The following is a 26,243-nucleotide window of genomic DNA, read 5'->3' as shown; positions in this document are numbered from 1 at the left end:
GACACTAGGAATTCTACGAATCCCCGGCGGATGCGACGCCGGTCCCAATCGGCGCGGGCGAGCCCCTCCACACTGCGGCGCAACGGCCATCCCGGCCGTGAAGGAGCGCCTCATGACCCCACCGCCACGCCATTTCCGTCCCCGCGCCTGCCTCCTCGCCACTGCCCTGCTGGCGCTGTCCTCGGCCTCCCTGGCTGCCGCACCGGCAGCACCGGGCGATCTGCTGTCTGCAGCCCCCTATCGCGCGTCGTGGGTGCCCTCCAAGGCCGCGCACGCCTACAAGCTGTACTACCGTACCCCGGATCATCGCGGCCAACTGGCCGAAGGCACCGGCCTGCTGTACCTGCCCGCCGGCACGGCGCCGGCGGGCGGCTGGCCGGTCGTGTCCTGGGCGCATGGCACGCAGGGCATCGCCGATCGCTGTGCGCCTTCGGTCTCCGGCCCGTACCAGCCCGCGCGCGACGGGCGCTTCCTCGATCAGTTCCTGGCGCAGGGCTATGCCGTGGTCGCGGCGGATTACCAGGGGTTGGGCAGTCCAGGCAGCCATGCCTATCTGCATGTGCGCACTGCCGCGCGCAACGCCATCGACATGATCAAGGCCAGCCGCCAGTACCTCGGCAACGGGGCGCTGTCGCCGCGCTGGGTCTCGGTCGGCCATTCGCAGGGCGGTGCCGCCGCGCTCACGGCGGGCCACATCGCCCCCTCCTATGGTGGGCCGTCGTTGCAGTACCGCGGCAGCTTCACCACCGGCACGCCCACCGCAGTCGAACTGACCGCGCTGGTGATGAAGCCCGACAACCGCACCGCCAATCCGGGCGCGCTCAACGCGTATCACGCGTATCTGCTCGATGGCCTGCTGCAGGCCGCGCCGCAGATCGACCGCGTCCTCAGCGATGAAGGCCGCGCGCGGGTGGCGGTGGCACGCGAGCAGTGCCTGGGCGAACTGGCCGTCACCCTGGACGGCGCGGACACCGGCAGCATGTTCACTGCACCGCTGACCCACGTGCCGGGCATCTGGGCCGTGCTGTACGACTACCTTGGCGTACCGCGCCGCGGCTTCAGCCAACCGCTGATGCTGGGCCACGGCAGCGAGGACCGCGATGTGCCCTATCTGACCACCCTGCTGTATGCCGCAGGCCTGGCCCTGCGAGGCGAGCCGGTCGCGTTCCGGCGCTATCCGGTCGATCACCGCGGCACGCTGGACGCGGCGGCGGCGGATGGCCTGGCGTTCGTACGTGCGCGGTTTGAGGATGGCCACTTCAGCGACGCTGCGGAAACTGCCGGCATCGAACAGCTGCTCGACGAAGTCCCGTAGATCCATGCCACGCGTGGATGATCTTCGACCACCGTGCGGACCAAGGTCCGCACCCACCGGAGAGGGCCGACGGGTCGCCGGCCAGCGGCCGGCACTGCCCACCCACCGTTGCCTCAGCCCTTGTAGCCGTTGCTGATCGGGTAGCGACGCTCGCGACCGAACGCCCGGCGCGACACCTTCGGCCCCGGCGCGGCCTGGTGCCGCTTCCACTCGCTGATGCGTACCAGGCGCAGCACGCGGTCAACCACGGCCGCGTCGTAGCCGGCGGCCACGATCTCCGTGCGCGACTGTTCCTGGTCGATGTAGCGGTACAGGATGCCGTCCAGCACGTCATAGGCCGGCAGCGAATCCTGGTCCAGCTGGTTCTCGCGCAGCTCGGCCGATGGCGGGCGGCTGATCACCGCCGGCGGAATCACCGGCGCGCCGCCCACGGTATTGCGCCATTTGGACAGGCCGAACACCTCGGTCTTGTACAGGTCCTTCAACGGCGCATAGCCACCGCACATGTCGCCGTAGATGGTGGCGTAGCCGACGGCGTACTCGCTCTTGTTGCCGGTGGTCAGCAACAGGCCGCCGAACTTGTTGGCCAGTGCCATCAGGATCACCCCGCGGCTGCGCGACTGCAGGTTCTCTTCGGTCACGTCCGGCGCGGTGCCTTCGAACATCGGCGCCAGCGATTCCATCAGGCCCTTGAACGCCGGCTCGATCGAGACCGCTTCCAGCTTCACGCCCAGTGCCTGGCACTGCTCGGCGGCCAGGTCGTTGGACATGCCGGCGGTATAGCGCGACGGCAGGCGCACGGCGGTAACGTTCCCAGCGCCGAGCGCGTCGACCGCCAGCGCCAGTACCAGCGCCGAATCAATGCCACCGGACAGCCCCAGCCACACCTTCTTGAAGCCGTTCTTGCGGCAGTAGTCCTGGATGCCACGGGTCACGGCACGCCAGGCCAGCGCGTCCATGCTCTCGTCGCCATCGTCCATCCACACGTGCGGCATGAAGCGGCGGGTCTCACCGTCGTACTCCACCACCAGCCACTGGTCGACGAAGGCAGCGGCAGCCGGGTGTACCGTGCCGTCACCATCGGCCACCACCGACGCGCCGTCGAACACCAGCGCATCCTGGCCACCGACCACGTTGAGATAGGCGATGGCCGCCCCGCTCTCGCGGGTGCGTGCGGCCAGCACCGCGTCGCGCTGGGCGTGCTTGCCCCGCTCGTACGGCGAGGCATTGGGCACTACCACCAGTTGCGCCCCCGCGCGCACGGTGTCGGCCAGCGGCTCGGCGAACCAAAGGTCCTCGCAGATCAGCAAACCCACCGGAATGCCATTGACCTCGAACACACAGCTGCCGCCGTCCGGATCGACATCGAAGTAGCGACGCTCGTCGAACACCGCGTAGTTGGGCAGCTCGCGCTTGCGGTAGGTCTGCTCCAGCAGGCCATCGCGCAGCACGCTGGCGGCGTTGTAGACCACCGCACCAGCCGCCTGCGGCCAGCCGACCACGGCGGTGATGCCACGGCAGGCAGCAGCGATACGGCCCATCGCCTGCTCGCATTCGTACAGGAAGCCGGGACGCAGCAGCAGGTCCTCCGGCGGATAACCGCTCACTGCCAGCTCGGGGAACATCACCAGCTCGGCGCCATACTCGTCGCGCGCCTGTCCGATCATCTCGATGATGCGCTCGGTGTTGCCGGCGACATCGCCGACCGGGAAATCGAACTGCGCCATCGCGATGCGGATCGAAGCCATGGGAATCAGCCTGTGGTTGCAATGCGCCCATTGTAGCGCCGCGTCGTGCGCGCGCCGGGGGCGTTCACTGCGTGGACAGCCCCGGCTCAGTAGATCCACGCCATGCGTGGATGGGCCGACCAGGCGGCCGCCAGACGCAGAAAAGCCGCCCGAGGGCGGCTTTTCCAAAGCAAGCCGAGCGTGGGCTCGGCTCTACAGAATCGGCTGCCAGAGGCAGTCGTTCTTATTTCACCAGCTTGGCGATGGCAGCGCCCAGGTCGCCCGGCGAACGGACGGTGACGACGCCAGCAGCTTCCATGGCGGCGAACTTGCCTTCGGCAGTGCCCTTGCCGCCCGAGGCGATCGCGCCGGCGTGGCCCATGCGCTTGCCGGCCGGAGCCGACGCACCGGCGATGAAACCGACGACCGGCTTCTTCACGTGGTTCTTGATGTACTCGGCACCGGCTTCCTCGGCGTCACCGCCGATTTCGCCGACCATGATGATGCCTTCGGTCTGCGGGTCTTCGTTGAACAGCTTCAGGCAGTCGACGAAGTTCAGGCCATTGATCGGGTCGCCACCGATGCCGATGCAGGTGGACTGGCCCAGGCCGACTTCGGTGGTCTGCTTGACCGCTTCATAGGTCAGGGTGCCCGAACGCGACACGATGCCGATCTTGCCCGGCTTGTGGATGTGGCCCGGCATGATGCCGATCTTGCACTCACCCGGGGTGATGACACCCGGGCAGTTCGGACCGATCAGGACGGTGTCCGGGTAGGAACGGGTCAGCACGTTCTTGACGCGCAGCATGTCCAGCACCGGGATGCCTTCGGTGATGCAGACGATGACCTTGATGCCGGCAGCAGCGGCTTCCAGGATCGCATCGGCCGCGAACGGCGGCGGCACGTAGATGACCGACGCGTTGGCGCCGGTGCTCTGCACGGCGTCGGCAACGGTGTTGAAGACCGGCAGGTCGATGTGGGTGGTGCCACCCTTGCCCGGGGTCACGCCGCCAACAACCTGGGTGCCGTACTCGATCATCTGAGTGGCGTGGAAGGTGCCCTGCTGGCCGGTGAAGCCCTGCACGATCACCTTGGTGTTCTTGTTAATCAAAACAGACATGGGAATTTCCTTCGGTGTCGTGGATCAGGCGGCGTTCTTGACCGCTTCAACGACCTTCTTGGCGCCGTCGTTGATGTTGTCAGCCGGGATGATGGCCATGCCGCTGTCACGCAGCAGCTGCTTGCCTTCTTCCACGTTGGTGCCTTCCAGGCGCACCACGACCGGAACCTTGACGCCCACTTCCTTCACGGCGGCGATGATGCCTTCGGCAATCATGTCGCAGCGGACGATGCCGCCGAAGATGTTGACGAAGATGCCTTCGACCTTGTCCGAGGACAGGATCAGCTTGAACGCTTCGATGACGCGCTGCTTGTTCGCACCGCCGCCCACGTCCAGGAAGTTCGCCGGCTCGCCGCCGTTGAGCTTGATGACGTCCATGGTGGCCATGGCCAGGCCGGCACCGTTCACCATGCAGCCGATGTTGCCGTCCATGGTGACGTAGTTGATGTCCAGCTCCGAAGCAGTCACTTCGGTTTCGTCTTCCTGGGACTTGTCGCGCATCGCGACCAGTTCCTTGTGGCGGAAGTTGGCGTTGTCGTCGCTGTTGAACTTGCCGTCCAGCGCGTACAGGTTGCCATCGTCCAGGATGGCCAGCGGGTTGATCTCAACCAGCGCCAGGTCCTTTTCGTTGAAGATGCGGTACAGGTTCACCATGATGTTGGCGAACTGGCCGGCCTGCTTGGCGGTCAGGCCCATCTTGAAGCCGATGTCACGGCCGTGGTAACCCTGCACGCCCTCGACGAAGTCCACGTTCAGGGTGTGGATCTTGTCCGGGGTCTCGGCAGCGACCTGCTCGATTTCCATGCCGCCTTCGGAAGAGGCGATGTAGCTGATGGTGCGGGTGCCGCGATCCACCAGGACCGACAGGTACAGCTCCTTGACGATCTCACCGGCGGTGGTCACCAGCACCAGGTTGATCGGCAGCTCGACGCCGGCGGTCTGGTAGGTGGCCATCTTGGTGCCGAGCATCTTGGCCGCTGCGGCCTTCACATCATCGACGGTCTTGCAGAACTTGACGCCGCCAGCCTTGCCGCGGCCGCCAGCGTGGATCTGCGCCTTGACCATCCAGGGGCCCTGGCCCAGCGACTGGGCGACTTCAACCGCCTCGTCCGGGGTCGCCGCGACCTTGCCGGCCGGGACCGGGATGCCGTATTCGGCAAGCAGTTGTTTTGCCTGGTATTCGTGGAAATTCATGCGTCACCGTGGGAATAGGAACGACCGCACGCAATTCCTCAGGGCCCCCTGGAAGAGGCACCGGCACGGACCGCGGCGGGCCCACTATTGTGGCCGAGCCGGCGCCGGGGCGCAAAGAAGTCTGTACAAAACGCCAGACGCGGGCGGATTTTCGCGGTCATTCAGGCAGTTGCGCCCGCCCTGGCGCTGGCCTCCGGTCTCCGCGGCGGGCCAAATGCGCGATGCGGGGCGGTCCCGCGGCGCCAGCGCAGGGGCCCTATACTGGCCCTCTCGAGCACGCTCGACACTACATCGACGCGACGTGCCCGCCCGGCCTCAGGGGATGCCAGGCAGGCCCGCCGCAGATTCCAGACCCAGGCAGCCAGAAGGGGAGTTCCGGCGTGTCACCCAGTGCTTCATTGATCGACCGCATCGAATCGATTCCGCGGCGTGAGCTGTACTTCTTCGCGCTGTACCGGGTGCTGATCGCCGCAGTCATCGCCGGCCTGCTCTACAGCCCCCTGTCCGGCATGGTCGGCGAGGCCCACCACCCGCGCCTGGCCGATACCGTTGCGGCCATCTATCTGGTGCTGTCGCTGCTGGCCCTGGCGATCGGCCGCAACGAACGCTGGCTGCGCCCCATCGTGGTCACCAGCGTGCTGGTGGATATCATCGCCGCCACCCTGCTGGCGCACGCCCTGCCCGGCGCCAGCGCCGGCATCTCGATGTCGCTGCTGTTCAACATCGCCGCGGCCGCCACCCTGCTGCCGCTGAGCTGGGGGCTGGGCCTGGCAGTCGCGGCCAGCCTGGCCACCGGTACCGAATACCTGTGGAAAGTGCTGGAAGGCGGCGATCCCACCCGCACGCTGGCCGAGCTGGCCATGTTCGCCACCAGCTACCTGGCGCTGGCCTTCATCAGCTACCAGGTGGGCAGCCGCGCACGCCGCAACCAGCAGCTGGCCAACCAGCGCGGCGACGAAGTAGCCAACCTGTTCCAGATCAACGAACTGATCATCCGCCGCATGCGCACTGGCGTGCTGGTGGTAGACGCCGACAACCGCATCACCCTGGCCAATGAAGCGGCCTCGATGCTGCTCGGTGACAATGACGGCATCGGTGAGACAGGACGCCTGGATCTGGCCAGTGCCGCGCCGGAACTGGCGCGCCGCCTGCAGCGCTGGCGCAACGGCTGGGCGCAGGACGAACTGCCGCTGCAGCTCAACCCCGACCAGCCGGAAGTGCAACCGCGCTTCGCCCGCCTGCTGGCGGGCAGCGAGCTGGCCCTGGTGTTCCTGGACGATTCCAGCGTGGTCTCGCGGCGCGCCGAATCGCTCACCCTGTCGGCCATGGGCCGCTTCTCCGCCAGCCTCGCCCATGAAATCCGCAACCCGCTGGCGGCGATCAACTATGCCGTGCAGCTGCTGGAAGAAGGCACCGGCTTCAACGAAAGCGACCGCCGCCTGCTGCAGATCATCCGCCAGCAATGCCAGCGCACCAATGGCATCGTCGAAAGCGTGCTGGGGCTGGCACGGCGCGAACGCGCCACGCCCGAGAACGTCGACCTGGTCGCCTTCGTGCGCCGCTTCGTGCTGGAGTACAAACAAGGCCAGACGCTGGAAACCGACAGCATCGAACCGATCATCAGCGGTACGGCGGTGATGGCGCAGGTCGATACCAAGCACCTGTACCAGGTGCTCACCGTACTGGTGCACAACGCATTGAAGTACGGCCGCATCGGCCAGCAGCCGGCGCGGGTGCGCCTGCGCGTGGCCCAGCACGAGCGCAGCGCGGTGATCGACGTGATGGACCGTGGCCCGGGCATTCCCGAGAGCGTGGCCGCACAGCTGTTCCGTCCGTTCTTCACCACCTCCGAGCACGGCACCGGGCTGGGCCTGTATATCGCCCGCGAGTTGTGCCGGGCCAACCAGGCACGCCTGGACTACATTCCCGTGCCCGCCGGCGGCTCCTGCTTCCGTTTGGTGCTGCCCGGCCCCCACACCTTGCTGCCCACCTGATTGCAGATCTGTGCGTCAAACATTTGTCGCTTCCAGCCCCCTCGTTTATCTTTCACGCCCATGAACGAAACCCGCAGCGCCCTCGTCGTCGACGATGAACGCGACATCCGCGAACTGCTGGTACTGACCCTTGGCCGCATGGGCCTGCGCATCAGTACCGCCGCCAACCTGGCCGAAGCCCGCGAGCTGCTGGCCAGCAATCCGTACGATCTGTGCATCACCGACATGCGGCTTCCGGATGGCAACGGTATCGAGCTGGTCAGCGAGATCGCCCAGCACTACCCGCGCACGCCGGTGGCGATGATCACCGCGTTCGGCAGCATGGATCTGGCCGTGGAAGCGCTGAAGGCCGGTGCCTTCGACTTCGTCAGCAAGCCGGTGGACATCTCGGTACTGCGTGGCCTGGTCAAGCACGCGCTGGAACTCAACAACAGCGAGCGCCCTGCGCCCGGCCCCGCCACCGAACAGGCAGCACGCCTGCTCGGCGCTTCGCCGGCCATGGACGTACTGCGCACCACCATCAGCAAGGTCGCGCGCAGCCAGGCGCCGGTCTACATCCTCGGTGAATCCGGAGTTGGCAAGGAACTGGTTGCTCGCACCATCCACGCCCAGGGCGCGCGCGCGGCCGGGCCGTTCGTGCCGGTCAACTGCGGCGCCATTCCCGGCGAGCTGATGGAAAGCGAATTCTTCGGTCACCGCAAAGGCAGCTTCAGCGGCGCGCATGCCGACAAGCCCGGCCTGTTCCAGGCCGCGCACGGCGGCACCCTGTTCCTGGACGAAGTGGCCGAGCTGCCGCTGCAGATGCAGGTGAAGCTGCTGCGCGCGATCCAGGAAAAGTCGGTACGTGCGGTGGGTGCGGCCAACGAGGAACCGGTGGATGTGCGCATCCTATCGGCCACCCACAAGGACCTGGCCGAGCTGGTCGAGGACGGGCGCTTCCGCCACGATCTGTACTACCGCATCAACGTGATCGAGTTGAAGGTGCCGCCACTGCGCGAGCGCCGCCAGGACCTGCCGGAACTGGCCGCCGCCGTACTGGCGCGGCTGGCCCGCAGCCACGGCCGCGCCACCCCGCTGCTGGCGCCGTCGGCGCTGGAAGCGCTGGCCCACTATGCGTTCCCGGGCAATGTGCGCGAGCTGGAGAACATCCTGGAACGCGCGCTGGCACTGGCCGAAGAAGACCGCATCGGTGCCGACGACCTGCGCCTGCCGCAGCACGCCCCGCGTGCGCCGGGCAGTGCCGCGCCCGCCGAAGCCGTGGCCGACCTGCAGCCCGGCAGCGCCGCCCTGCCCTCGTACATCGAGCAGCTGGAGCGCAGCGCCATCCAGCGCGCGCTGGAGGAGAACCGCTGGAACAAGACCCGCACGGCTGCGCAGTTGGGGATTACCTTCCGCGCGCTGCGCTACAAGCTGAAGAAGCTGGGGATGGAGTAGAGCCGAGCCCATGCCCGGATGCGCGGTGGTCGGGACCGCGCCATCCACGCATGGCGTGGAACTACTATGGCATCCGTGGCCGATCATCCACGCATGGCGTGGATCTACTGTAGAACCGAGCCCACGCTCGGCTGCTCTTCGGTACCTCAGCCGAGCATGGGCTCGGCTCTACCTCAATCCTTGGTAACGCGATTGATCTCCGCCAGGCTGGTGATCCCGGCCGCAGCCTTCTTCAACGCAGACTGCCGCAGGTCGTTCACCCCGATCTGCTGCGCCGCCTCTGCAATCTGCAGTGCATTGCCACCGGCCAGCACGATGGTGGCGATCTCATCGGTCATCGGCATCACCTGATAGATACCCGTTCGGCCCTTGTAGCCCTCGGTACACTCATCGCAGCCCACCGCCTCATACAACTGGATGCCCGCATCCAGCTGCGCCTGGGTGAAGCCCTCGGCCAGCAGTGCGTGCTCCGGCAGGTTCGCCGGGCGCTTGCAGTTCGGGCACAACCGGCGTGCCAGGCGCTGCGCGATCACCAGCGTCACCGAGCTGGTGATGTTGTACGGCGCGATGCCCATGTTCATCAGACGCGCGATGGTCTGCGGCGCGTCGTTGGTATGCAGCGTGGACAGCACCATGTGGCCTGTCTGCGCCGCCTTGATCGCAATCTCGGCCGTCTCCAGGTCGCGGATTTCGCCGACCATGATGATGTCCGGATCCTGTCGCAGGAACGAGCGCAGCGCCGCAGCGAACGTCATGCCACGCTTGTTGTTCTGCTGCACCTGGTTGACGCCGGGCAGGCGGATTTCCACCGGGTCTTCGGCGGTGGAAATGTTGCGCGTCTCGTCGTTGAGGATGCCCAGCGCGGTATAGAGCGAAACGGTCTTGCCCGAACCGGTCGGGCCGGTCACCAGCACCATGCCGTAAGGCTTGTGGATCGCATCCAGGAACAGCTTCTGCTGGTCCGGCTCGTAGCCCAGTTTGTCGATGCCCAGCTTGGCCGCGCTGCCATCCAGGATACGCAGCACCACCTTTTCACCGAACAGGGTCGGCAGCGTGCTGACGCGGAAATCGATCTGCTTGGTCTTGGACAGGTTGAGCTTGATGCGCCCGTCCTGCGGCACGCGCTTTTCGGCGATGTCCAGCTGCGCCATCACCTTCAGGCGCGCGGCAATGCGCTGGTTCAACTTAACCGGCGCGCGCGCCACCATCTTCAGCAGGCCGTCGATGCGCAGGCGCACGCGGTAATCGTCTTCGTAGGGCTCGAAGTGGATGTCCGAGGCCCCCTTGCGGATCGCATCGACCAGTACCTTGTTGACGAACTTCACTACCGGGGTGTCGTCGCCCTTGGCGTCGATGCCGGCGTCGGTGCCCGCGCCTTCGTCGTCGCCCAGGCCGACATCGAGGTTGGCCATGCCCTCGTCGTCGCCGCCCAGCGCGTCGCCGATGGTGTCATGGCTGGCGTGCCACTGTTCCAGCGTGCGGCGGATCTGGTCCTCATCGACCAGGATCGGCTCCACCACCAGGTTGGTATGGAACTTGATCTCGTCCAGCGCATGGGTCGGATTGCTGGTACCCACGAACAGCTTGCCGCCGCGTTTGAACAGCGGCAGCACGTTGTGCTTGCGCAGCAGCTCCTCGCTGACCAGGCTCATGGCGTTCTGGCTGGCGTCGAACGTGGACACGTCGAACAAAGGCATGCCGAACTCGACCGCATTGGCGGCGGCAAGCTGCGAGGCGCTGACCAGCTTGTTCTGGGCGAACCAAGTGGGCAGCGGCTGGCGGGCGGCCGTGGCCTTGGCCATGGCATCGCGGGCGGAGGCCTCGTCCAGAGCACCGTCCTGGACCAGGCGGCGGGCCAGGCCGGTGATGCCGACGAGGTTGGCGGTGGTTAAAGCACTCATATGAATCCTTGGCTCATGGGTCTGGCAGTACCACGCACCTTCCCGAGGCGAAGCACCGGGCAGCAGAACCTGCCACGGCCCCGTAGCCGTTGGCATCGCCCATCCATAAGCAACACTGCCGTGCCTGAACCTTCCGGCCCGGCAGGCATGATCCTGACTCCCCCAAGCATGATAGCCCCGTCAACGATCCGCCAACATCCCATTGGCGGACCAGAATTTCAGTCAACAGCCTGCCGGACGATACCGCGCTTCAAAGGCACTGCCATCGCAGCTCCAGACGCCATTCGCCGCACGGCGGAGGATGATATCTTTGCCCTGCACCGCGCTACCGCCTTGCAGCGTGCAGCGAATGCTGCCGATCCCGACGCTGTCCAGCTCCGCTTCAATCGTCGGGCAACGCTGAGTCGGCATCAGGCCAATGTAGGCTGCCGTTACAACACTGGCATCTTTTGCGTCCTGGGCCACGTACTCCATCGTGGTTTTCCCTGGTCGGATATCGGCCAACGCGGCACCTACTTGCGCCTTGGCAATGTAGATTTCGTAAAGAGGCACAGCGATGGCAGAGAGGATTGCAATGATCGCGATGACGATCATCAGTTCGACGAGGGTGAACCCCGCTTCGTTTGGATGCTTCATGACCAGTCTGTCCCCAAACAGATTGTCAAAATCTCACCTTCGGGCCGTTTGCGTCAGCGTCCCGATACCCCATACACAAGAGCCCCGCGTAGCGGGGCTCTTGCTCACACGATGAAAACAGCTATCCGATTACGGGTTTGCTGCAGCTTCGCCACAACCAGCCGGACGATACTTGCTTTCCAAATCAGTGGTGCAAGTCCAAGCACCGGCTGCACTGCGGTTCAGGGTGACATTCTTGGTAGCAACCTTGGAATTGCCCTTCAGCACGCAAGCAATCGAAGCGGTACCGTCCTCGGCATCGCCGGTACCGGAGATTGCGCAGCGCTCAGTCGACGCGGTCAGACCGATACCAGCAGCGTCGGCGTAGTTCTTGCCTTCATTCAGTAGAACTTCGGCCTGGGTCTTGCCTGGGGTGATTTCGGCGAGGCCGGCAGTTGCCTGCGACTTGGCCACGTAATCCTGGTACATCGGCAGAGCGATGGCGGCCAAGATGGCGATGATCGCGACGACGATCATCAGTTCGATAAGGGTGAAGCCCTTCTGGTTCTTCATTGTGGTACATCCCCAAGATAGTGGTGGTTGATTTCGGTGGACAGGTTCGGTCCGGCCAGCGCCGGTGAGCGGGTCCCGCCCCCTGCGGGTAGATCAACGCAGGTTGCGTGCCAACCCCGGCACGCCTCCCCAAGACTCCCCCTGCCAATGATGGCAGTAATTCTGCGAATGGGAACCCCCCACATCCGAATCTGCGATGGACGCGGCAATGTGACGCAGTACGTCACCTTTGGCCGTCCGCCGGCACGAAATCGCACGCCGGACCGCCTTCCAGCTGCCCAGATGGCGATGAACCGGCTACCATCGACGGCTAGACGCCCGCTGGGGATGGCGGGTCTTGGGGAGCCTATATGTCTGTCAGTGGCAGTGCGATCAAGAAGGAGCCCGTGGCGCGCAGCACCACGGAGCTGCAGCCGTTTGTCTGGGAGGGGACCGACAAGCGCGGAGTGAAGATGAAGGGTGAGCAGATGGCAAAGAACGCCAATCTGCTCAGGGCCGAACTCCGCCGACAAGGGATCAATCCGGGCCAGGTCAAGGCCAAGCCCAAACCGCTGTTCGGCGCAGCAGGCAGCAAGATATCGCCGAAGGACATTGCGTTCTTTAGCCGCCAAATGGCGACGATGATGAAATCCGGTGTGCCAATCGTCTCGGCACTGGACATCATTGGCAGCGGGCACAAGAACCCGCGCATGAAAAAGATGGTGGACTCGCTTCGCACCGATATCGAGGGCGGCTCGTCGCTCTATGAAGCGGTCAGCAAGCACCCGGTGCAGTTCGACGAGCTGTACCGCAACCTGGTCAAGGCTGGCGAAGGCGCTGGCGTACTGGAAACGGTGCTGGACACCGTCGCCACGTACAAAGAGAACATCGAAGCCCTGAAGGGGAAAATACGCAAGGCGATGTTCTATCCGGCAATGGTGCTGGCGGTCGCACTGATTGTCAGCGGCATTCTGCTAGTGTGGGTGGTTCCGCAGTTTGAAGACGTATTCAAGGGTTTCGGCGCAGACCTCCCCGCCTTCACCCAGATGATCGTGAATATGTCCCGGTTCATGGTGTCTTGGTGGTGGCTGATCCTGATCGTCATCATCGGCTCCATTGCGGGGTTCATTGCCGCCTACAAACGTTCACCAGCGCTGCAACACAGCATAGATCGGCTGGTCCTACGGGTGCCGGTTATCGGTCAACTCATGCACAACAGCGCCATTGCGCGGTTCGCACGTACAACAGCAGTCACCTTCAAGGCAGGTGTGCCCCTGGTGGAAGCACTGGGTATCGTTGCCGGGGCCACCGGCAACACGGTGTACGAGGAAGCCGTCTTGCGCATGCGCGACGACGTCTCCGTGGGCTATCCGGTGAACGTGGCGATGAAACAGCGCAACTTGTTCCCTCACATGGTCATCCAGATGACCGGCATCGGTGAAGAGGCCGGCGCCTTGGATGCCATGCTGTTCAAGGTGGCCGAGTACTATGAGCAGGAGGTCAACAATGCCGTTGATGCCCTCAGCAGCCTGCTGGAACCGATCATCATGGTGATCATTGGTACCATCGTCGGCGGCATGGTCATCGGCATGTACCTGCCGATCTTCAAGCTCGCTTCCGTCGTCGGATAACACATACATGGCATTTCTCGACCAGCATCCCGGCCTCGGCTACCCCGCCGCGGCCGCCCTGGGACTGCTGCTGGGCAGTTTCCTCAACGTGGTCATCCTGCGCCTGCCCAAGCGGCTGGAGTGGCAGTGGAAGCGCGATGCGCGCGAGGTCCTGGAGGAACCGGACTTCTATGAGCCCCCCCCACCGGGGATCGTGGTGGAGCCGTCGCACTGCCCGCACTGCAAGCACAAGCTGAGCTGGTACGAGAACATCCCGCTGTTCAGCTGGATCATCCAGGGCGGCAAGTGCCGCCACTGCAAGGCGCCGATCTCGCTGCAGTACCCGCTGGTGGAGGCGCTGACCTCGGTGCTGGTGCTGGCTTGCGTCTGGCAGTTCGGCTTCGGCTGGCAGGGCTTCGGCGCCATCGTGCTGACGTGCTTCCTGATCGCCCTGTCCGGCATCGACCTGCGCACCCAGCTGCTGCCCGATCAGTTGACCCTGCCACTGATGTGGCTGGGCCTGATAGGCAACATCGACAACCTGTACATGCCGGCAAAGCCTGCATTGGTCGGCGCGGCGGTGGGCTACCTGTCGCTGTGGATGGTCTGGTGGCTGTTCAAGCAGCTGACCGGCAAGGAAGGCATGGGCCACGGTGATTTCAAGCTGCTGGCCGCGCTCGGCGCCTGGTGCGGGCTGAAGGGCATTCTGCCGATCATCCTGCTGTCGTCGGTGCTGGGCGCCATCATCGGCTCGATCTGGCTGTACAGCCGGGGCCGTGACCGCGCCACGCCCATTCCCTTCGGGCCGTATCTGGCCATCGCCGGCTGGCTGTACTTCATGTGGGGCGCACCGCTGGTGGATCAGTACCTGATGATGAGCGGGCTGCGCTGAGGGGAGTCCCCATGAGCCGCTATGTGGTTGGCCTGACCGGGGGCATCGCCTCCGGCAAGACCGAAGTAACCCGGCGCTTCGAGGCGCTGGGCATTGTGGTGGCCGATGCCGATCTGGCCGCACGGGCCGTGGTGGCCGCCGGCAGCCCGGCGCTGGCCCGCATCGCCGAGCGCTTCGGCGCCGACATGCTGCTGGCCGATGGCAGCCTGGACCGGGCCCGCCTGCGCGCTCACGTGTTCGCCGACCCGGCCGAACGGACGGCGCTGGAAGCGATCACCCACCCGGCCATCCGCCTGCTGATGCAGCAGCAGTGCGAGCAGGCTGAGAGCCCCTATGCGGTTGCCGCCATTCCGCTGCTGACCGAGGTGGGCGGGCGGAAGGCCTACCCATGGCTGGACCGGGTGCTGCTGGTGGACGCGCCGGAGGCCGTGCAGCATGCCCGGCTGATGCAGCGCGATGGCATTGATGCTGCGCTGGCCGACCGGATGATTGCTGCGCAGGCCAGCCGCGCGCAGCGGTTGGCGCTGGCCGATGACGTGGTGGTCAATGATGGGCAGCCGGAGGACCTGCAGGTGCAGGTGGAACAGCTGCACGCGCGGTATCTGAAGTTGGCCGGGGGGTGAGGCCAGGTTGCCGGCCAGCGGCCCGCGCTACCGAAGTGCATCCACGCATGGTATGGATCTGGGGATCTGCTGTAGAGCCGAGCCGATGCTCGGCTGCGACCATCAAGCCGAGCATCGGCTCGGCTCTACAAAACGCTCTGCATCCACGCGTGGCGCGGATCTACTCCAGCTGCAGGCGGGCGTAGCGGGCCAGTTCGCGGGCGCCGAGCAGCAGGCCGTCGACGACATCGGGATTGAGTTGCTGACGGGCACCGCCCTGCTCCCGCGCGATTTCGGCGGCGTGCAACAGCTGGATCAGGGTGTTCAGACCGGCAAGCGTGCGGCTGAGGCCGGCCATCGTGGCGGCCTGCGCCGGGCTGGCCCCCTGCACGTCCAGCCGCTGGCCGTCGGCGGCGTCGCGGCCATCCATGCGCGCCAGCAGGGCGGGCAGCAGGTCCTTGGGGTCATCCAGCAGCACTTCGACACGCTCGGCGACGTCGGCAGGCAGCAGGTGGGCCGCATCGCCGATCAGGGCGTGCAGCTGGGGGAACAGCGGGCGGGTGGACATGGTGGAGCTCCTCGCAGTCGGCAGACCACCTGCAGATGCAAGGTGGCGGACGGTGCGGGTTGGCGTACCGGACAACTCCCAGATGGATGGAAACTCCGGCGGATTCCCGGGAATCCCCACGCACCGCCCGCCATGAAGCGGGCACAGTGCATTGTCCGCGATGCCGCGCGAGGCATCGGAAGCTTTCCATCTAACAGTTGATTTCAGGACGCCAATCCCGGCCAAGGCACCTGCCCCGGCCAGGTCATCAGGCCATCGCCGCACGCGGCGATCTGTAAGGAAATTCTCAAGTGCGGCGCGGGCTTGCCAATGCGTGCACTGGAACACGCGCGGGGCGCGGCAGCGATCACGGTGGTGTCGCGTTGGGCCTGATGCCTGATCATCGCGCGAGGGTAATTCAGTGGCACAAGCGACACAGAGCGCGATGCAAGGTCGGCAGGGTCCGTGCCGACCAAGGTCGGCACCCACCAAAGCAGGGGCCCTTACAACGGCTTCGGCGAGAACGTCAGGGTGGCGATCACGCCACGCTCGCCACCGGGGCGCACGCTCACCTGCCAGCCGTACAGATCGCACAGGCGGCTGACGATCGACAAGCCGATGCCGCCGCCCTGCGAATGGCCAGCATGCGTGCCGCGGTAGCCACGCTGGAACAGCTTGGCGGCATCTTCCTCGCTCAGGCCCGGGCCACTGTCGGTCACCGAGACCGAATTGGCGCCGACGAACACGCGCACCTCGCCGTCCTGCGAGTACTTCACCGCATTGCCGATCAGGTTGCCCAGTGCCACCGACAGCGCCGCCTCGGGCGCATCGATCACCAGGTTGCGCTCACCTTCGAGCACCAGCTCCAGCGGCTTGCCACCCAGCTGCGCACGGTGCGCGTCCAGCAGCTGCTCGGCTACGCGGGCCACGTTGCTGGTGCCCTGACCGCGTTCGTTGCGCGACAGCAGCAGCAACGCGCCGATCAGATCGCTGCACTGCTGTTCGGCACGCTGGATGCGCTGCAGGCGCTGCAGCACCTTTTCGTCCAGGCCGGGCCGGGTCAGCAGCAGCTCGGTGGCACCCCGGATCACCGCCAGCGGCGTGCGCAGCTCATGGCTGACGTCGGCATTGAACTCACGGTCGCGCTGCACAACTTCGGTCAGCCGCGAGGAATAGTCGTCCAGTGCCTGTGCCAGCTGCCCCACTTCGTCATCGGGGAAACGCGGCGCCAGCGGCTCAGGGTCACTGGTACCACCACGGTAGGCGCGCAACCGTGCGGCCAGGTCCGATACCGGCTTCATCACCTTCGAGGCCGACCACCAGCCCAGCACCAGTGACAGCAGGCTGAACACCAGCACCGACAGCACCAGCGCGCGGTTGAGCTGCTTGCCGCCGCGCACGCTGTCGGTCATGTCATAGGCGAGGAAGAACCAGGCGTCCGGCGTCTTGCGCACGGCCAGCTTGTAGGAGTACGGCTCGCCGTGCTCATCACCGCTGACGCTGTGGATGCCATCGGAGAAGCCCGCCCACTGCGCGCGTTCTTCGCGCACCCGGTCGAACTTGTCCTTCGAATAGGCATAAGCCCTGATCTGCAGCACCGGTGCATCCGGGTTATGCCCGGGGTGCTCGTAATAGCGGCGCGCATACTCGTCGATGTTGCGGTTCATCAGCTCTTCCACCAGCTGGTTTTCCACGCGCAAGCGGGCCCAGTTGGTGGCGAACGCGAACAGCGTTGTCAGGCAGAAGCCCAACAACACGAACGAAACGATGATGCGGCTGCGCAGGCGCCGCCGATACGGCGTGCGCCGGCGCTCCCCCTTGCTTGCCACCGAATCAGGCTTCCGGGGTGGCGATGCGGTATCCGATGCCATGGCGGGTCTGGATCAGCGGCACTTCAAACGGCTTGTCGACCACCGCACGCAGGCCGTGGATGTGCACGCGCAGGGAATCCGAATCGGGCAGTTCTTCGCCCCACACGCGGGTTTCCAGTTCCTGGCGGGTCACCACGGCCGGGGCCGCTTCCATCAGCGCCTGCAGGATCTTCAGTGCAGTCGGGTTGAGCTGCAGCAGCTTGCCCTGGCGGCGCACTTCCAGCGTATCCAGGTTGTATTCCAGATCGCCGGTTTCCAGCACGCGGGTCTGCACGCCCTTGCCGCGTCGCGACAGGGCGTTCAGACGCACTTCCACTTCCTGCAGCGCGAACGGCTTGATCAGGTAGTCGTCCGCGCCGGAATCGAAGCCGGCCAGCTTGTTGTCCAGCGAGTCGCGGGCGGTGAGCATCAGTACCGGGGTCTGCTTGCGCGCTTCGTTGCGCAGCTTGCGGCAGACCTCGATGCCGTCCATGCCTGGCAGGTTGAGATCCAGCACGATCGCGTCGAACTCGTGCACCACGGCCAGATGCAGACCGGTAACCCCGTCAGCCGCGAAGTCCACGGTGTGGCCCCGGTCCTCCAGGTAGTCGCCCAAGTTGGCCGCAATGTCGCTGTTGTCTTCGATTACCAGGATTCTCACTGTCACCTCTAATTGACGAATTTGCCGACGCGCTGGGCCTGGCCCATATCACGCTGTGCCTTGTCCTTCCGTCGCGCGCGCTCGGCTACGGTCGTGCACTGCGTCGTGGACCGGTTCGAACCCGTGGCCTTTTCACGTTGGCATATTAGACGACTATCTTCACGGGCCTGTGTCAAAACCGTGTTCACGATCTGCTGATCGTTGAAGACATCGGTTCGTACCTGTTCAGGCATGGAATCGCGGTCGGGATGCTGCTCGACGGCCGTACGCATGCGCACCAGCGCCTCGCGCACGCGGCTGCGGTCGGCCTGTTTCAGCTCGCTGTAGGTCTCGCCATCGTTGAGTTCGATTTCGATGCGCTCGATCTGCTGCTGCAGCGGCTTGCCCGGAATAAAGACCTCACCGGCCTGGCTGGATGCGGAGGCGGCGGTGGCCAGGGTCAGGCCCGAGACCAGGACCGCCGACATCAGGAGGGACTTCATGACAAACGAATCCTTGTTTGAGTTGAGGGTTGACTGTATTCGCACCGCCTTCACGCGAGCAAGTGCCGGTCGCTCGGGCGGCAATCGGCCCGGCTAGCGGTTACTGGGAGGCGTGAGATTGTTGAAGGTGCGCTGGTCGTTGAGCAGGGCCTTGCCCTTTTCCTCGATCCGGCGGCGCTCGGCCACCGTCAGGCAGCGGCTCTTGGGCATGTTGCTGCCCGTGGTGCGGGTGTGCTGGCAGATCTGGCGGCTGTCTTCGTGGGCGCGGACAAGAACGGTGTTGATCCGCTCCTGGTCGTTGAAGACCTCTGCCTGGACCTGCGGCGGGAGCTCCTGAAGCGTGCTGTGGTCCCCCATGCGCTGGGTGATGCGCACCAGTGCCTGCTGCACCTGGGCGCGGTCGTCAGCGGAAATCTCGCTGTACTCGCCATCATCAAGGGCCCTTTCAACCCGCCGGACCTGCTCGGCCACCGGTGCCTGCCCGTCCATCTGTATGGCGGTCTTCTCCGGCTTGGCGGAGACAGTGCCAGACAACCCCAGCAACAACGCGATCATCGTGATGCGGTACATCGCCAGCCTCCGGATCCATCCAGGAACGATGGCCACTCTACGGCCGTCACGCGGCCTCCACAAGGGACTTCCGGCAGGTATAAAAAAGACCCAGGCGGTGGCCCGCCTGGGTCTGAAGTCGTATCCCGATACCGATCCTGCTGAGAGGCAGAGCTGCGGTTCGCTGAAGGCTACGCCGGCGCCGATTAAAGGCATGTTAAAGCCGGCCTCATTTGCCCATGAGAATCTCAAAATATTGATTTGTCATGGCTTTTTCAGCTTCTCGACGTGCTCGATGATGCGCGTGGCCACATCTACCCCGCAGGCGGCTTCGATCCCCTCCAGCCCCGGCGTGGAGTTGACCTCCAGCACCAGCGGGCCGCGCGCGGAGCGGATCAGATCCACCCCGCACACCGACAGGCCCAGCGCCTTGGCCGAACGCACCGCCACCTGCTGTTCGGCGCGGCTGGCCTTGGCCGCCACCGCAGTGCCACCGGCATGCAGGTTGGAGCGGAAGTCGCCTTCCGGCGCCTGGCGCTGCATCGAGGCCACCACCTGGTCGCCCACCACGAAGCAGCGCAGGTCGGCGCCCTTGGCCTCACCGATGAACTCCTGCATCAGGAAATTGGCATACAGCCCGCGCAGGGCCTCGACGATGCCGCGCGATGCGCTGGCCTTTTCGGTGAGGATCACTCCCCGCCCCTGGGTACCCTCGTTGAGCTTCACCACGTGGGGCGGCGGGCCGAGCATGGACAACAGGTCGACGGTGTCATCCGGGTTGTCACCGAACACGGTGACAGGCATGTCGATGCCCTTGGCGGCCAGCAGCTGGTGCGCACGCAGTTTGTCGCGCGAACGCAGGATCGCGTCGGAGGGGTTTGGGGTGCGTGCGCCCATCAGCTCGAACTGCCGCAGCACGGCGGTGCCATAGCGGGTGATCGAGGCACCGATGCGCGGGATGACCATGTCCACGCCGGTCATCGGCCGGCCCTTGTAGTGCATCGAAAAACCATCGGCGGCGATGCGCATGTAGCAGCGCAGCGGGTCGAGGATGCGAACGGTATGGCCACGCGTGCGTGCCGCCTCGACCAGCCGGCGGGTGGAATACAGGGAACTGTTGCGGGACAGGATGGCGAGCTTCATCGCGGCAGGATCGGGCGGCAGGCGCGCAGCATAGCGCGGGCGTGTGGCGGGTGGATGATGCCCCGCAGGCCACCGCATCTGCATGCCTGCCGGGGCTGTGCGAATATGCCGTTGCCGGCTGATGGACATAAACGGCCGGCTTGCACAATCCAAGGAGAACCACAGATGCGAATGGGAATTCCGCTGTTGTTGCTGTTTGGCCTGGTGGGAGGCGCCGCAGACGTACGGGCTGCGCCGACCCACGCAGTCTCCCGGCTCTACTTCGATGCCAACAACACCCTGATCGGCCAGGGCCTGCGCTACTGCACGGGCAAGACACAGCACCAAGGCGTTGCCTCACACGCCAATACCCGCTGGATCGATGTTTCCTACGCCTGCCAGGGCGACTCGACCGACGTGTCCTACGGCAGCTGGGTGCCTGCGCAACTGCGGCAGGACTTCTGCACGCTGTATGACGCTTGCACATCACTGATGCCGTGGCCGGAACCCAGCCTGCCCGGCACCCTTGGCAACGGCTTCTACTCAGACTGACAGCCGATAGTCGCCGCACCGTCTCCGGCGATGACCGCACCGTCGCCGGGGACATCCTCATGGCTCATCCAAGGGATGCCTGCCGCCGCTGATCAGCGCGGGGGCAGGCGCAGCGAGAAGTGCCCATCGCGGACACGCACGGCCAGCGCGGTTTCCCGCCATTCCACAGGCAGGGCGAGCGCCGTGTGTGGCGTGGGGATGCGTGTGATCGCGTCGAACGTCCAGTGTTCCTCATAGGCTTCGCAGCGAAGCGAACCGTCATCGCCGGCCTCGATCACATCGATCCAGGCACCACTGCGGGCCTTGCCGCTGCCGCCCGTCGCACGGCGCCCAATGGCCTGCCAACACCCCTGCCAGTGGACGAGCCATACGCCCTCGATGGGACGCAGATCCCCATCAAGCACGCTGCCCGCCACCGCCACGCACCGTCCGGACGGGCTGGTAATCACCGTTTCCAGATCGCAAGCGTGACGGTCACTGAGCTCGCCATCAAGACAGAGCGCGTACGGGCAGATGCGCGCGAACAGCGTCGGATGCGCGGTCAGGCGCAGATCGTCGGGCGGCAGCGGTATGGCCTGCAGCACCCGGGCATCCGGCAGGACATGCCGCAATGCCTGCGGCAACCCGGCGGCCAGCGCGGGATGCTCCGGTTCCAGCCATAGACCCCGGCAGGGCCGCAGTGTGGTCGATCGACAGGGGATATCCCGCAACCACATTGCGGCTTCGGCATCCCCGCCAAGCTGCCGGCGCTCGTGCAGTTCCTGCCAGAACAGGCTGGGAACAATCGCCTGCAGGTGCATCACCCGCTTGTCCGCTTCGTCGTAGACGATCACCGCTTCGCTGCGATCAACATAGCCACTGGCCACACGCAGCCCGCTTCCCGCCAGCGTCTGCCACTCGCCACTGGCGTCGTGGCTGCCTCCAGTGGATACGCCCTCGACAATGGCGCCATCGCGCAGCATCTGGGTGCTGTAGGCCGGACCTCCCATGCCCAGTTCGCCCCAATCCAACAGGACATCATGCGTGGGCGGCCGGGTAGCAAAGGGCAGCGTCGCCCGCGAGCGCAGCAGTGCGCCGCCTACGGTATCGCCGACCAGATCAAGGCGCTGCAGCACACCACCCACTGCAAGGCACGCGGCCAGGGCGACAACCACGCCCAGCGGCGACCACCAGGCCACGCAGATGGCGACCAGGACCAGGAACGGCAGCCACTGGGTGAAACGGCGGAGGGCGATTCGATCAACGGTCATGCGGGCATGGTGACTGCGATTGCGCACCATTCAAACCTTCAACGCGGTGCCAGGCAATGGGGGTCGAACCGGCATTGCCGCTAGACTTTCCCTGATGATGGAACCGATGACTGCCGTGAACCGCCGGAATCTGCTGCTGGACGTACTACCGCGATGGAGAGCACTGGCCAAGGATCCGGGAGTACCGCGCCGCATGCTTCGCCTGCCGGACTGGCAGGCAGACTGGAACGCGGGCATGGCCCTGCTTGCGCGTCATGCGCGCAATGGCGGTGACCCTGCGGAGGAACCGCTGCAGGGGCATGCGGCGCTGGAACATGCGTACGGCTGGGAAGCGGTTGCCCAGACCGGCAGCAACCTGCTGCTGAAAGGCATCGACCATGGATTCGCCCCCACGGCATTGCAGCAGATGCATGCCGACGTTGCAGAACTCTGGCTCGAGCATGCACGTTTGCTGGCCATTGCCCGGAACAGCCTGCAACAGCAGGGCCACGACATCGCGCTTGCCGCGCCGTTGCAACCTCGCACAACGCAGCACTACGAGTACGCCCTGCAGCTGTTGTCACTGGGCGTGCTGCTGGATGCGCAGGACCGTCTTCCAGCGTTGGTGGAGAAGGTGCTCTGCTTCGACACCGACCGCGTGCTGGACTGCCTCAGCGCACCGGCACTGGGCCTTGCCGAAGCCAGCGATGCGATATTCCATCCGCGCCCGTTCGCCGAGCTGTTCGCGCCGTTGCGCGACGGTGAAGCGTTCGTTCCATCCCTGCTGACCGGCTACCTGCAGGTGCACTACCGTGACTTCTTTCTACTGTCGCCCCAGGCTCAGAAGCGGACCCGACGGCTGACCGGACCGCATGCATGGGGTTACTGGGCGCTGGAGGTAGCAGCGCTGGTGGTGCTGTATGGCGGCGACGATGCCGCGCTGCGCACCTGCCCGCACTATCCTTCCGACCTGGTGGACTTCGCCCGGCCGCAAGCGGGCGCATAAGCCACTCCAGCTATGGTTCGAAGGGGCCACAGCCCAACACTGAGGAGGAGATTGCGGCGCTGCTGCCACACGCTCGAGCTGGGTGTGGTGCATCGAGTACGCCGCGTCTGCCGGGGGTGAATACCCTGGAGACATGGAGCGGGCGATGGGAATCGAACCCACGTCAGTAGCTTGGGAAGCTCAGCACTAATTCTGTAAATTCAATGACTTAACCAACTTTTTAGCTCCGCAATGCGTTGTCAAAAGATCGAAACATGCAGGCTAAAATTAAGCCTAAGCGACCAATTGCGGAGCGCCTCTGTGCGCCAGGGGAAAGGAATGGATTCGATTGAACGATACTGGCCGCTGATCCAGCAGCACCCGTGGGCGTTTCTTTGGGTGCTTGCCGTAGGAACGACCTTGGGGTGGTACGCGCACAGTATCTTGAGGCCTGTCGCCAAGACTGACCCGAACAAAGCGCCAACGAAAGACAGCGCGTGGACTCAGCTGTGCTCAAGTGCGAGGAAGCTGCTCTTCTTTCCTAACAGGGTTCAGATCGACTGCATCAAGGGGTTGCGGCTAGTCGACCGAAAGGCACTGACTGTGACTGAGCTCGCCGCGCTGTTAGCGCATCACGAGATGGATACATCCGCCTATCCAAGCTCCGACGTTGAACAGGCGTTGCAAGCACTCCACAGAGTGGAATGGGTCAAAATGAGTTGGAATCAAGATCTAGTACCGCTGTACACGCTCCACGGGGGAGGACTCGACTACGCACGAAGGCGAGGCTATTCGGTCCTTCCCATCTCCCGCGACTGACAGCCGAAGAGCACCACGCAGAAGATCCACCGCTCCCGCCCACTAAACGGACAACGCCCCATATTAAGGGGCGTTGTTACTTACTGGATGCTATCCACGATCCTCCTGAAGGAATCGTGGAAGAGGTGAGGAACATACCGAATCGGAATCTTCAGCGCCTCGGCGATAGACATGTCGTCGATCTCCCCAGCCGTCCTCATCCGTGCATACTCTTGACGGCGCTGCTCGGGACACAGCACACCCAGCGCCATCCAGAGCGCCTGAGCCTCTGAGCGAAATGCCTCTGACCTCTCGGGCGTCGGCGCAACAAATTCAGATACCAGGGTATGGAAAATATCGGCCGCCCCTACCATCTGCAGCGGTTCATCAAAGAGGTGCATCAATTCCTTGACGACAACCAGGCGGTGCCAGCAATAGGTCATCTCTCGCGCAATAACGATAACGCTGCCGCCAGGTCCGTAGACCCATCTTGAGAAAGCATGCTCAGCATTTCCAGGCACGACAATGAAGCCCCGCACGATCTCGGGATTCAAGCTGTGGTGGATCACGCGGGGCTTCGGCTTACCCGTCAGTCGACAGACGTTCGCGATCAAATCGCGGCGGCTGATCGGCGTAGACAAGTTCTGACAGTACTCATACAGCTCGCGGTAACTCATCCTTGGCGAATTCCTAAACTATCCCTATGCGCCCCATCGGGGCGACCACGATCTGTCAGTCAGCTGTGACCGGCATCTGGGCGATCTCGGAGATCGCCCGAGTGATCTCGGCAGCGATCTGCTCAGCCGTCACTTCACGGCTGCTGCCGGGGAATAGTTTGAAATTGGATACGCTCAGGCCCGTTGCGCCGTAGAGCATTTCCTGCGCATTTTTCATTTCGGTAGCCATGACGAACTCCTATAGAAGCTGGGGGTTGAGAGCACTCGCCTCAAACTTTTTGACGCCCCTGCCATTACACTCGCGGCTCAGCGAGCCGCCTATTGTAGCCCGTAATTTCCGAGCCATCAAGGGTCCAAATAACTTTGTCAACCCTTGATGGGCACTCTCTCATGTAAAAGTGTCAACTACAAGTAGTCCGGAAGTACTGCCGCACAAAGGATCCCACGCCATTCAGCAACGGCAAGAAGTGACGGAAATTGTCACCTCAGACCGGGAATATTTCACAAATCTCACATCCCAGTGCGAATTACAGAAGCGGGTCTGGACAGGGCCATCCTTGCTTCGCATGATGCTAGACAACGTGAAGATCGGCCGTGGTTAGTGATTCTGGAGTCCGCTTACTCCCTGCCTTCCCTGGCGTTCATTGCCCACTCGGCGATGACAAGCTGAAAAGACCAACCGCCACAGCACTAAGCGAGCAGTTCGGCGCCACTCAGACCCCCCGGCGCATCTGCTCCAGCCCTGCCCTCACCCATGCCTTGGTGCGGGCGTCCCTCGCTCGGGGTTTCGTCTCTGCCGGCGGCTTGCGCGGTTCAAGTGCTGCCTTGATGCGCTCGATCTCCTTCGCCCCGGCCTCGGCCAGGCGCCGGGCCTGTTGCTGCTGCTCGCGGGTTGGCGGCAGGCCCGGCAGTGGCGCCGGCGGCTGGGTCGGGGTGCTGTCGGTCAGCCGGGCGACTGCCTGGCGCAGGGGCAGATCGGGATAGAGCCTAGCCGCACACCAGCGCTCGGCGTACCGCTTCGCCTGCCGGACGTTGGCCGCGCGCACTTCCTTCACCTGCCACATCTTCTGGCCTTCCATCCATAGCCTGACCCCGGGACCGCCGTCGGGTGTGACGCTGGCCGTCTCGCGGCCGTTGTACCAGAGCGCCCAGCGCTCACCCGTCTGGACCCAGCCAGAGGGGATCGGGGCAGTGCTGAAGCAGTGGGAAGAGCGCATGGTCGGAAGGATACGACTTGCAGTCTCAGATCCTCAGACCACTGCCTTAACCCTTCACAGGATCGTGGCCAACCCTTGCAACAAGAAGCCCAGGGCGACCAGAGACATGCCGAAGCGGAAGGCCCCCTCCTGCGCTTTCTGCCGCTTGTACTCAACCAGCCCCCCATCGAGAAATGTGCCGAAATACGGCGGGGTCAACGACGCCCAGACCACCCCCACGATGTCGATGTTCAGGCCTGCCAAGGTCAGTATTGTCTTCACCCGCTCATGCTCAGGTGCGATCAAGAGCCAAAACGCGAGCCAGAGAATTGCGGTGGCCCCCACCACAATCGCTATCTGGAACCAACTCCACTTGACACGAATTTCATGATCCTCGGGGTACTCCGACATGGATCCACTTCCCTATAGTTGGCCTGCTGAGCGTACCAGAGCAGGCCCTGCTCCCAGGAACCGTCCGTGTGCGGCCGATTCGTCCAGCTCCCCGTGATCGACTTCGGCCAGCCGGGGCTGGCTGACCTCGCCCCCGCCTGGCCGAGATTCAGCCCAGCCACGACCTCACTCCGACACGACGCTGCTCACGCGCCCCGAGTTGAGCTGCCTGCCACCCAGGAGCTTGCA

General features: G+C 64.6%; 25 protein-coding genes. 8 read left to right on the top strand and 17 right to left on the bottom strand.

What is annotated here, in order from left to right; genetic code table 11:
• Positions 1–112: 112 nt before the first annotated feature.
• Positions 113–1,315, top strand: coding sequence for a lipase family protein (locus AC5P65_RS16885; protein ID WP_111098289.1), 1,203 nt, complete (start codon positions 113–115; stop codon positions 1,313–1,315).
• Positions 1,316–1,428: 113 nt separating this feature from the next.
• On the opposite strand, the gene AC5P65_RS16880 is transcribed toward AC5P65_RS16885, so the two are convergent.
• The 3 genes from AC5P65_RS16880 to sucC form a co-directional block, all read right to left on the bottom strand.
• A complete protein-coding gene (locus AC5P65_RS16880) occupies positions 1,429–3,063 on the bottom strand; it encodes an NAD+ synthase (RefSeq protein WP_021204204.1) in 1,635 nt (544 codons plus the stop codon).
• Positions 3,064–3,286: 223 nt separating this feature from the next.
• Positions 3,287–4,162, bottom strand: coding sequence for a succinate--CoA ligase subunit alpha (gene sucD / locus AC5P65_RS16875; RefSeq protein WP_005418610.1), 876 nt, complete (start codon positions 4,160–4,162; stop codon positions 3,287–3,289).
• A gap of 24 nt (positions 4,163–4,186) precedes the next feature.
• The gene (gene sucC, locus AC5P65_RS16870; protein ID WP_005418614.1) at positions 4,187–5,356 is read right to left on the bottom strand and encodes an ADP-forming succinate--CoA ligase subunit beta; all 1,170 of its coding nucleotides are present in this window, start codon (positions 5,354–5,356) and stop codon (positions 4,187–4,189) included.
• A 380-nt stretch (positions 5,357–5,736) separates the two neighbouring features.
• Here sucC and AC5P65_RS16865 point away from each other — a divergent pair, with 380 nt between their 5' ends.
• Positions 5,737–7,350 carry a sensor histidine kinase gene (locus tag AC5P65_RS16865; RefSeq protein ID WP_111098288.1) on the top strand — a complete coding sequence of 538 codons (1,614 nt, stop codon included), beginning with the start codon at positions 5,737–5,739 and terminating at the stop codon, positions 7,348–7,350.
• Between the two features lie 60 nt (positions 7,351–7,410).
• On the top strand, positions 7,411–8,784 hold the full coding sequence (locus AC5P65_RS16860; protein ID WP_021204206.1) for a sigma-54-dependent transcriptional regulator: 1,374 nt from the start codon (positions 7,411–7,413) through the stop codon (positions 8,782–8,784).
• Between the two features lie 173 nt (positions 8,785–8,957).
• Here the strand turns inward: AC5P65_RS16860 and pilB are convergent, their stop codons facing one another.
• From pilB to AC5P65_RS16845, 3 genes are all read right to left on the bottom strand, one after another.
• Complete coding sequence (pilB, locus tag AC5P65_RS16855) at positions 8,958–10,685, bottom strand: type IV-A pilus assembly ATPase PilB (protein ID WP_021204207.1); 1,728 nt, start codon at positions 10,683–10,685, stop codon at positions 8,958–8,960.
• Positions 10,686–10,907: 222 nt separating this feature from the next.
• A complete protein-coding gene (locus AC5P65_RS16850; RefSeq protein ID WP_111098287.1) occupies positions 10,908–11,321 on the bottom strand; it encodes a pilin in 414 nt (137 codons plus the stop codon).
• Positions 11,322–11,450: 129 nt separating this feature from the next.
• The gene (locus tag AC5P65_RS16845; protein ID WP_021204209.1) at positions 11,451–11,873 is read right to left on the bottom strand and encodes a pilin; all 423 of its coding nucleotides are present in this window, start codon (positions 11,871–11,873) and stop codon (positions 11,451–11,453) included.
• Between the two features lie 350 nt (positions 11,874–12,223).
• Here AC5P65_RS16845 and AC5P65_RS16840 point away from each other — a divergent pair, with 350 nt between their 5' ends.
• The 3 genes from AC5P65_RS16840 to coaE are packed head-to-tail and all read left to right on the top strand — an operon-like array spanning position 12,224 to position 14,977.
• Positions 12,224–13,483 carry a type II secretion system F family protein gene (locus tag AC5P65_RS16840; protein ID WP_021204210.1) on the top strand — a complete coding sequence of 420 codons (1,260 nt, stop codon included), beginning with the start codon at positions 12,224–12,226 and terminating at the stop codon, positions 13,481–13,483.
• Positions 13,484–13,490: 7 nt separating this feature from the next.
• Entirely contained in the window at positions 13,491–14,354 is an 864-nt protein-coding gene (locus AC5P65_RS16835) for a prepilin peptidase (protein WP_021204211.1), read from the top strand.
• Between the two features lie 11 nt (positions 14,355–14,365).
• A complete protein-coding gene (gene coaE, locus AC5P65_RS16830; protein WP_111098286.1) occupies positions 14,366–14,977 on the top strand; it encodes a dephospho-CoA kinase in 612 nt (203 codons plus the stop codon).
• 160 nt (positions 14,978–15,137) lie between these two features.
• On the opposite strand, the gene AC5P65_RS16825 is transcribed toward coaE, so the two are convergent.
• From AC5P65_RS16825 to rimK, 6 genes are all read right to left on the bottom strand, one after another.
• Positions 15,138–15,524 carry a hypothetical protein gene (locus AC5P65_RS16825; protein WP_019660175.1) on the bottom strand — a complete coding sequence of 129 codons (387 nt, stop codon included), beginning with the start codon at positions 15,522–15,524 and terminating at the stop codon, positions 15,138–15,140.
• 482 nt (positions 15,525–16,006) lie between these two features.
• Positions 16,007–17,374: a sensor histidine kinase gene (locus AC5P65_RS16820; protein ID WP_031269244.1), complete on the bottom strand. Its 1,368-nt coding sequence runs from the start codon at positions 17,372–17,374 to the stop codon at positions 16,007–16,009.
• On the bottom strand, positions 17,337–18,014 hold the full coding sequence (locus AC5P65_RS16815) for a response regulator transcription factor (RefSeq protein WP_005410804.1): 678 nt from the start codon (positions 18,012–18,014) through the stop codon (positions 17,337–17,339). The genes AC5P65_RS16820 and AC5P65_RS16815 overlap by 38 nt, the downstream gene beginning before the upstream one ends.
• 8 nt (positions 18,015–18,022) lie before the next feature.
• The gene (locus AC5P65_RS16810; protein ID WP_021201975.1) at positions 18,023–18,496 is read right to left on the bottom strand and encodes a hypothetical protein; all 474 of its coding nucleotides are present in this window, start codon (positions 18,494–18,496) and stop codon (positions 18,023–18,025) included.
• Positions 18,497–18,589: 93 nt separating this feature from the next.
• Complete coding sequence (locus tag AC5P65_RS16805) at positions 18,590–19,066, bottom strand: hypothetical protein (RefSeq protein WP_021201976.1); 477 nt, start codon at positions 19,064–19,066, stop codon at positions 18,590–18,592.
• 243 nt (positions 19,067–19,309) lie between these two features.
• Entirely contained in the window at positions 19,310–20,188 is an 879-nt protein-coding gene (gene rimK / locus AC5P65_RS16800; protein WP_026347043.1) for a 30S ribosomal protein S6--L-glutamate ligase, read from the bottom strand.
• Positions 20,189–20,353: 165 nt separating this feature from the next.
• On the opposite strand from rimK, the gene AC5P65_RS16795 reads away from it, so the two are divergent.
• The gene (locus AC5P65_RS16795) at positions 20,354–20,719 is read left to right on the top strand and encodes a hypothetical protein (protein WP_227852960.1); all 366 of its coding nucleotides are present in this window, start codon (positions 20,354–20,356) and stop codon (positions 20,717–20,719) included.
• Between the two features lie 92 nt (positions 20,720–20,811).
• Here the strand turns inward: AC5P65_RS16795 and AC5P65_RS16790 are convergent, their stop codons facing one another.
• Positions 20,812–21,969 (bottom strand): hypothetical protein, encoded by a 1,158-nt coding sequence (locus AC5P65_RS16790; RefSeq protein WP_258014319.1) that lies wholly within the window; start codon positions 21,967–21,969, stop codon positions 20,812–20,814.
• Positions 21,970–22,063: 94 nt separating this feature from the next.
• On the opposite strand from AC5P65_RS16790, the gene AC5P65_RS16785 reads away from it, so the two are divergent.
• On the top strand, positions 22,064–22,954 hold the full coding sequence (locus AC5P65_RS16785; RefSeq protein WP_495215770.1) for a PoNe immunity protein domain-containing protein: 891 nt from the start codon (positions 22,064–22,066) through the stop codon (positions 22,952–22,954).
• 878 nt (positions 22,955–23,832) lie between these two features.
• On the opposite strand, the gene AC5P65_RS16780 is transcribed toward AC5P65_RS16785, so the two are convergent.
• From AC5P65_RS16780 to AC5P65_RS16765, 4 genes are all read right to left on the bottom strand, one after another.
• A complete protein-coding gene (locus AC5P65_RS16780) occupies positions 23,833–24,408 on the bottom strand; it encodes a hypothetical protein (RefSeq protein WP_495215769.1) in 576 nt (191 codons plus the stop codon).
• A gap of 55 nt (positions 24,409–24,463) precedes the next feature.
• On the bottom strand, positions 24,464–24,637 hold the full coding sequence (locus AC5P65_RS16775; RefSeq protein WP_495215768.1) for a hypothetical protein: 174 nt from the start codon (positions 24,635–24,637) through the stop codon (positions 24,464–24,466).
• Positions 24,638–25,121: 484 nt separating this feature from the next.
• The gene (locus AC5P65_RS16770) at positions 25,122–25,625 is read right to left on the bottom strand and encodes a hypothetical protein (protein WP_495215767.1); all 504 of its coding nucleotides are present in this window, start codon (positions 25,623–25,625) and stop codon (positions 25,122–25,124) included.
• 54 nt (positions 25,626–25,679) lie between these two features.
• Positions 25,680–26,015 (bottom strand): hypothetical protein, encoded by a 336-nt coding sequence (locus tag AC5P65_RS16765; protein ID WP_440977482.1) that lies wholly within the window; start codon positions 26,013–26,015, stop codon positions 25,680–25,682.
• Between the last annotated feature and the right edge of the window lie 228 nt (positions 26,016–26,243).

Source organism: Stenotrophomonas sp. YJH_SMC_48-3, assembly GCF_059369375.1.
The sequence above is the reverse complement of the archived record's forward strand: the minus strand, read 5'-3'. Positions and strand labels throughout refer to the sequence as shown.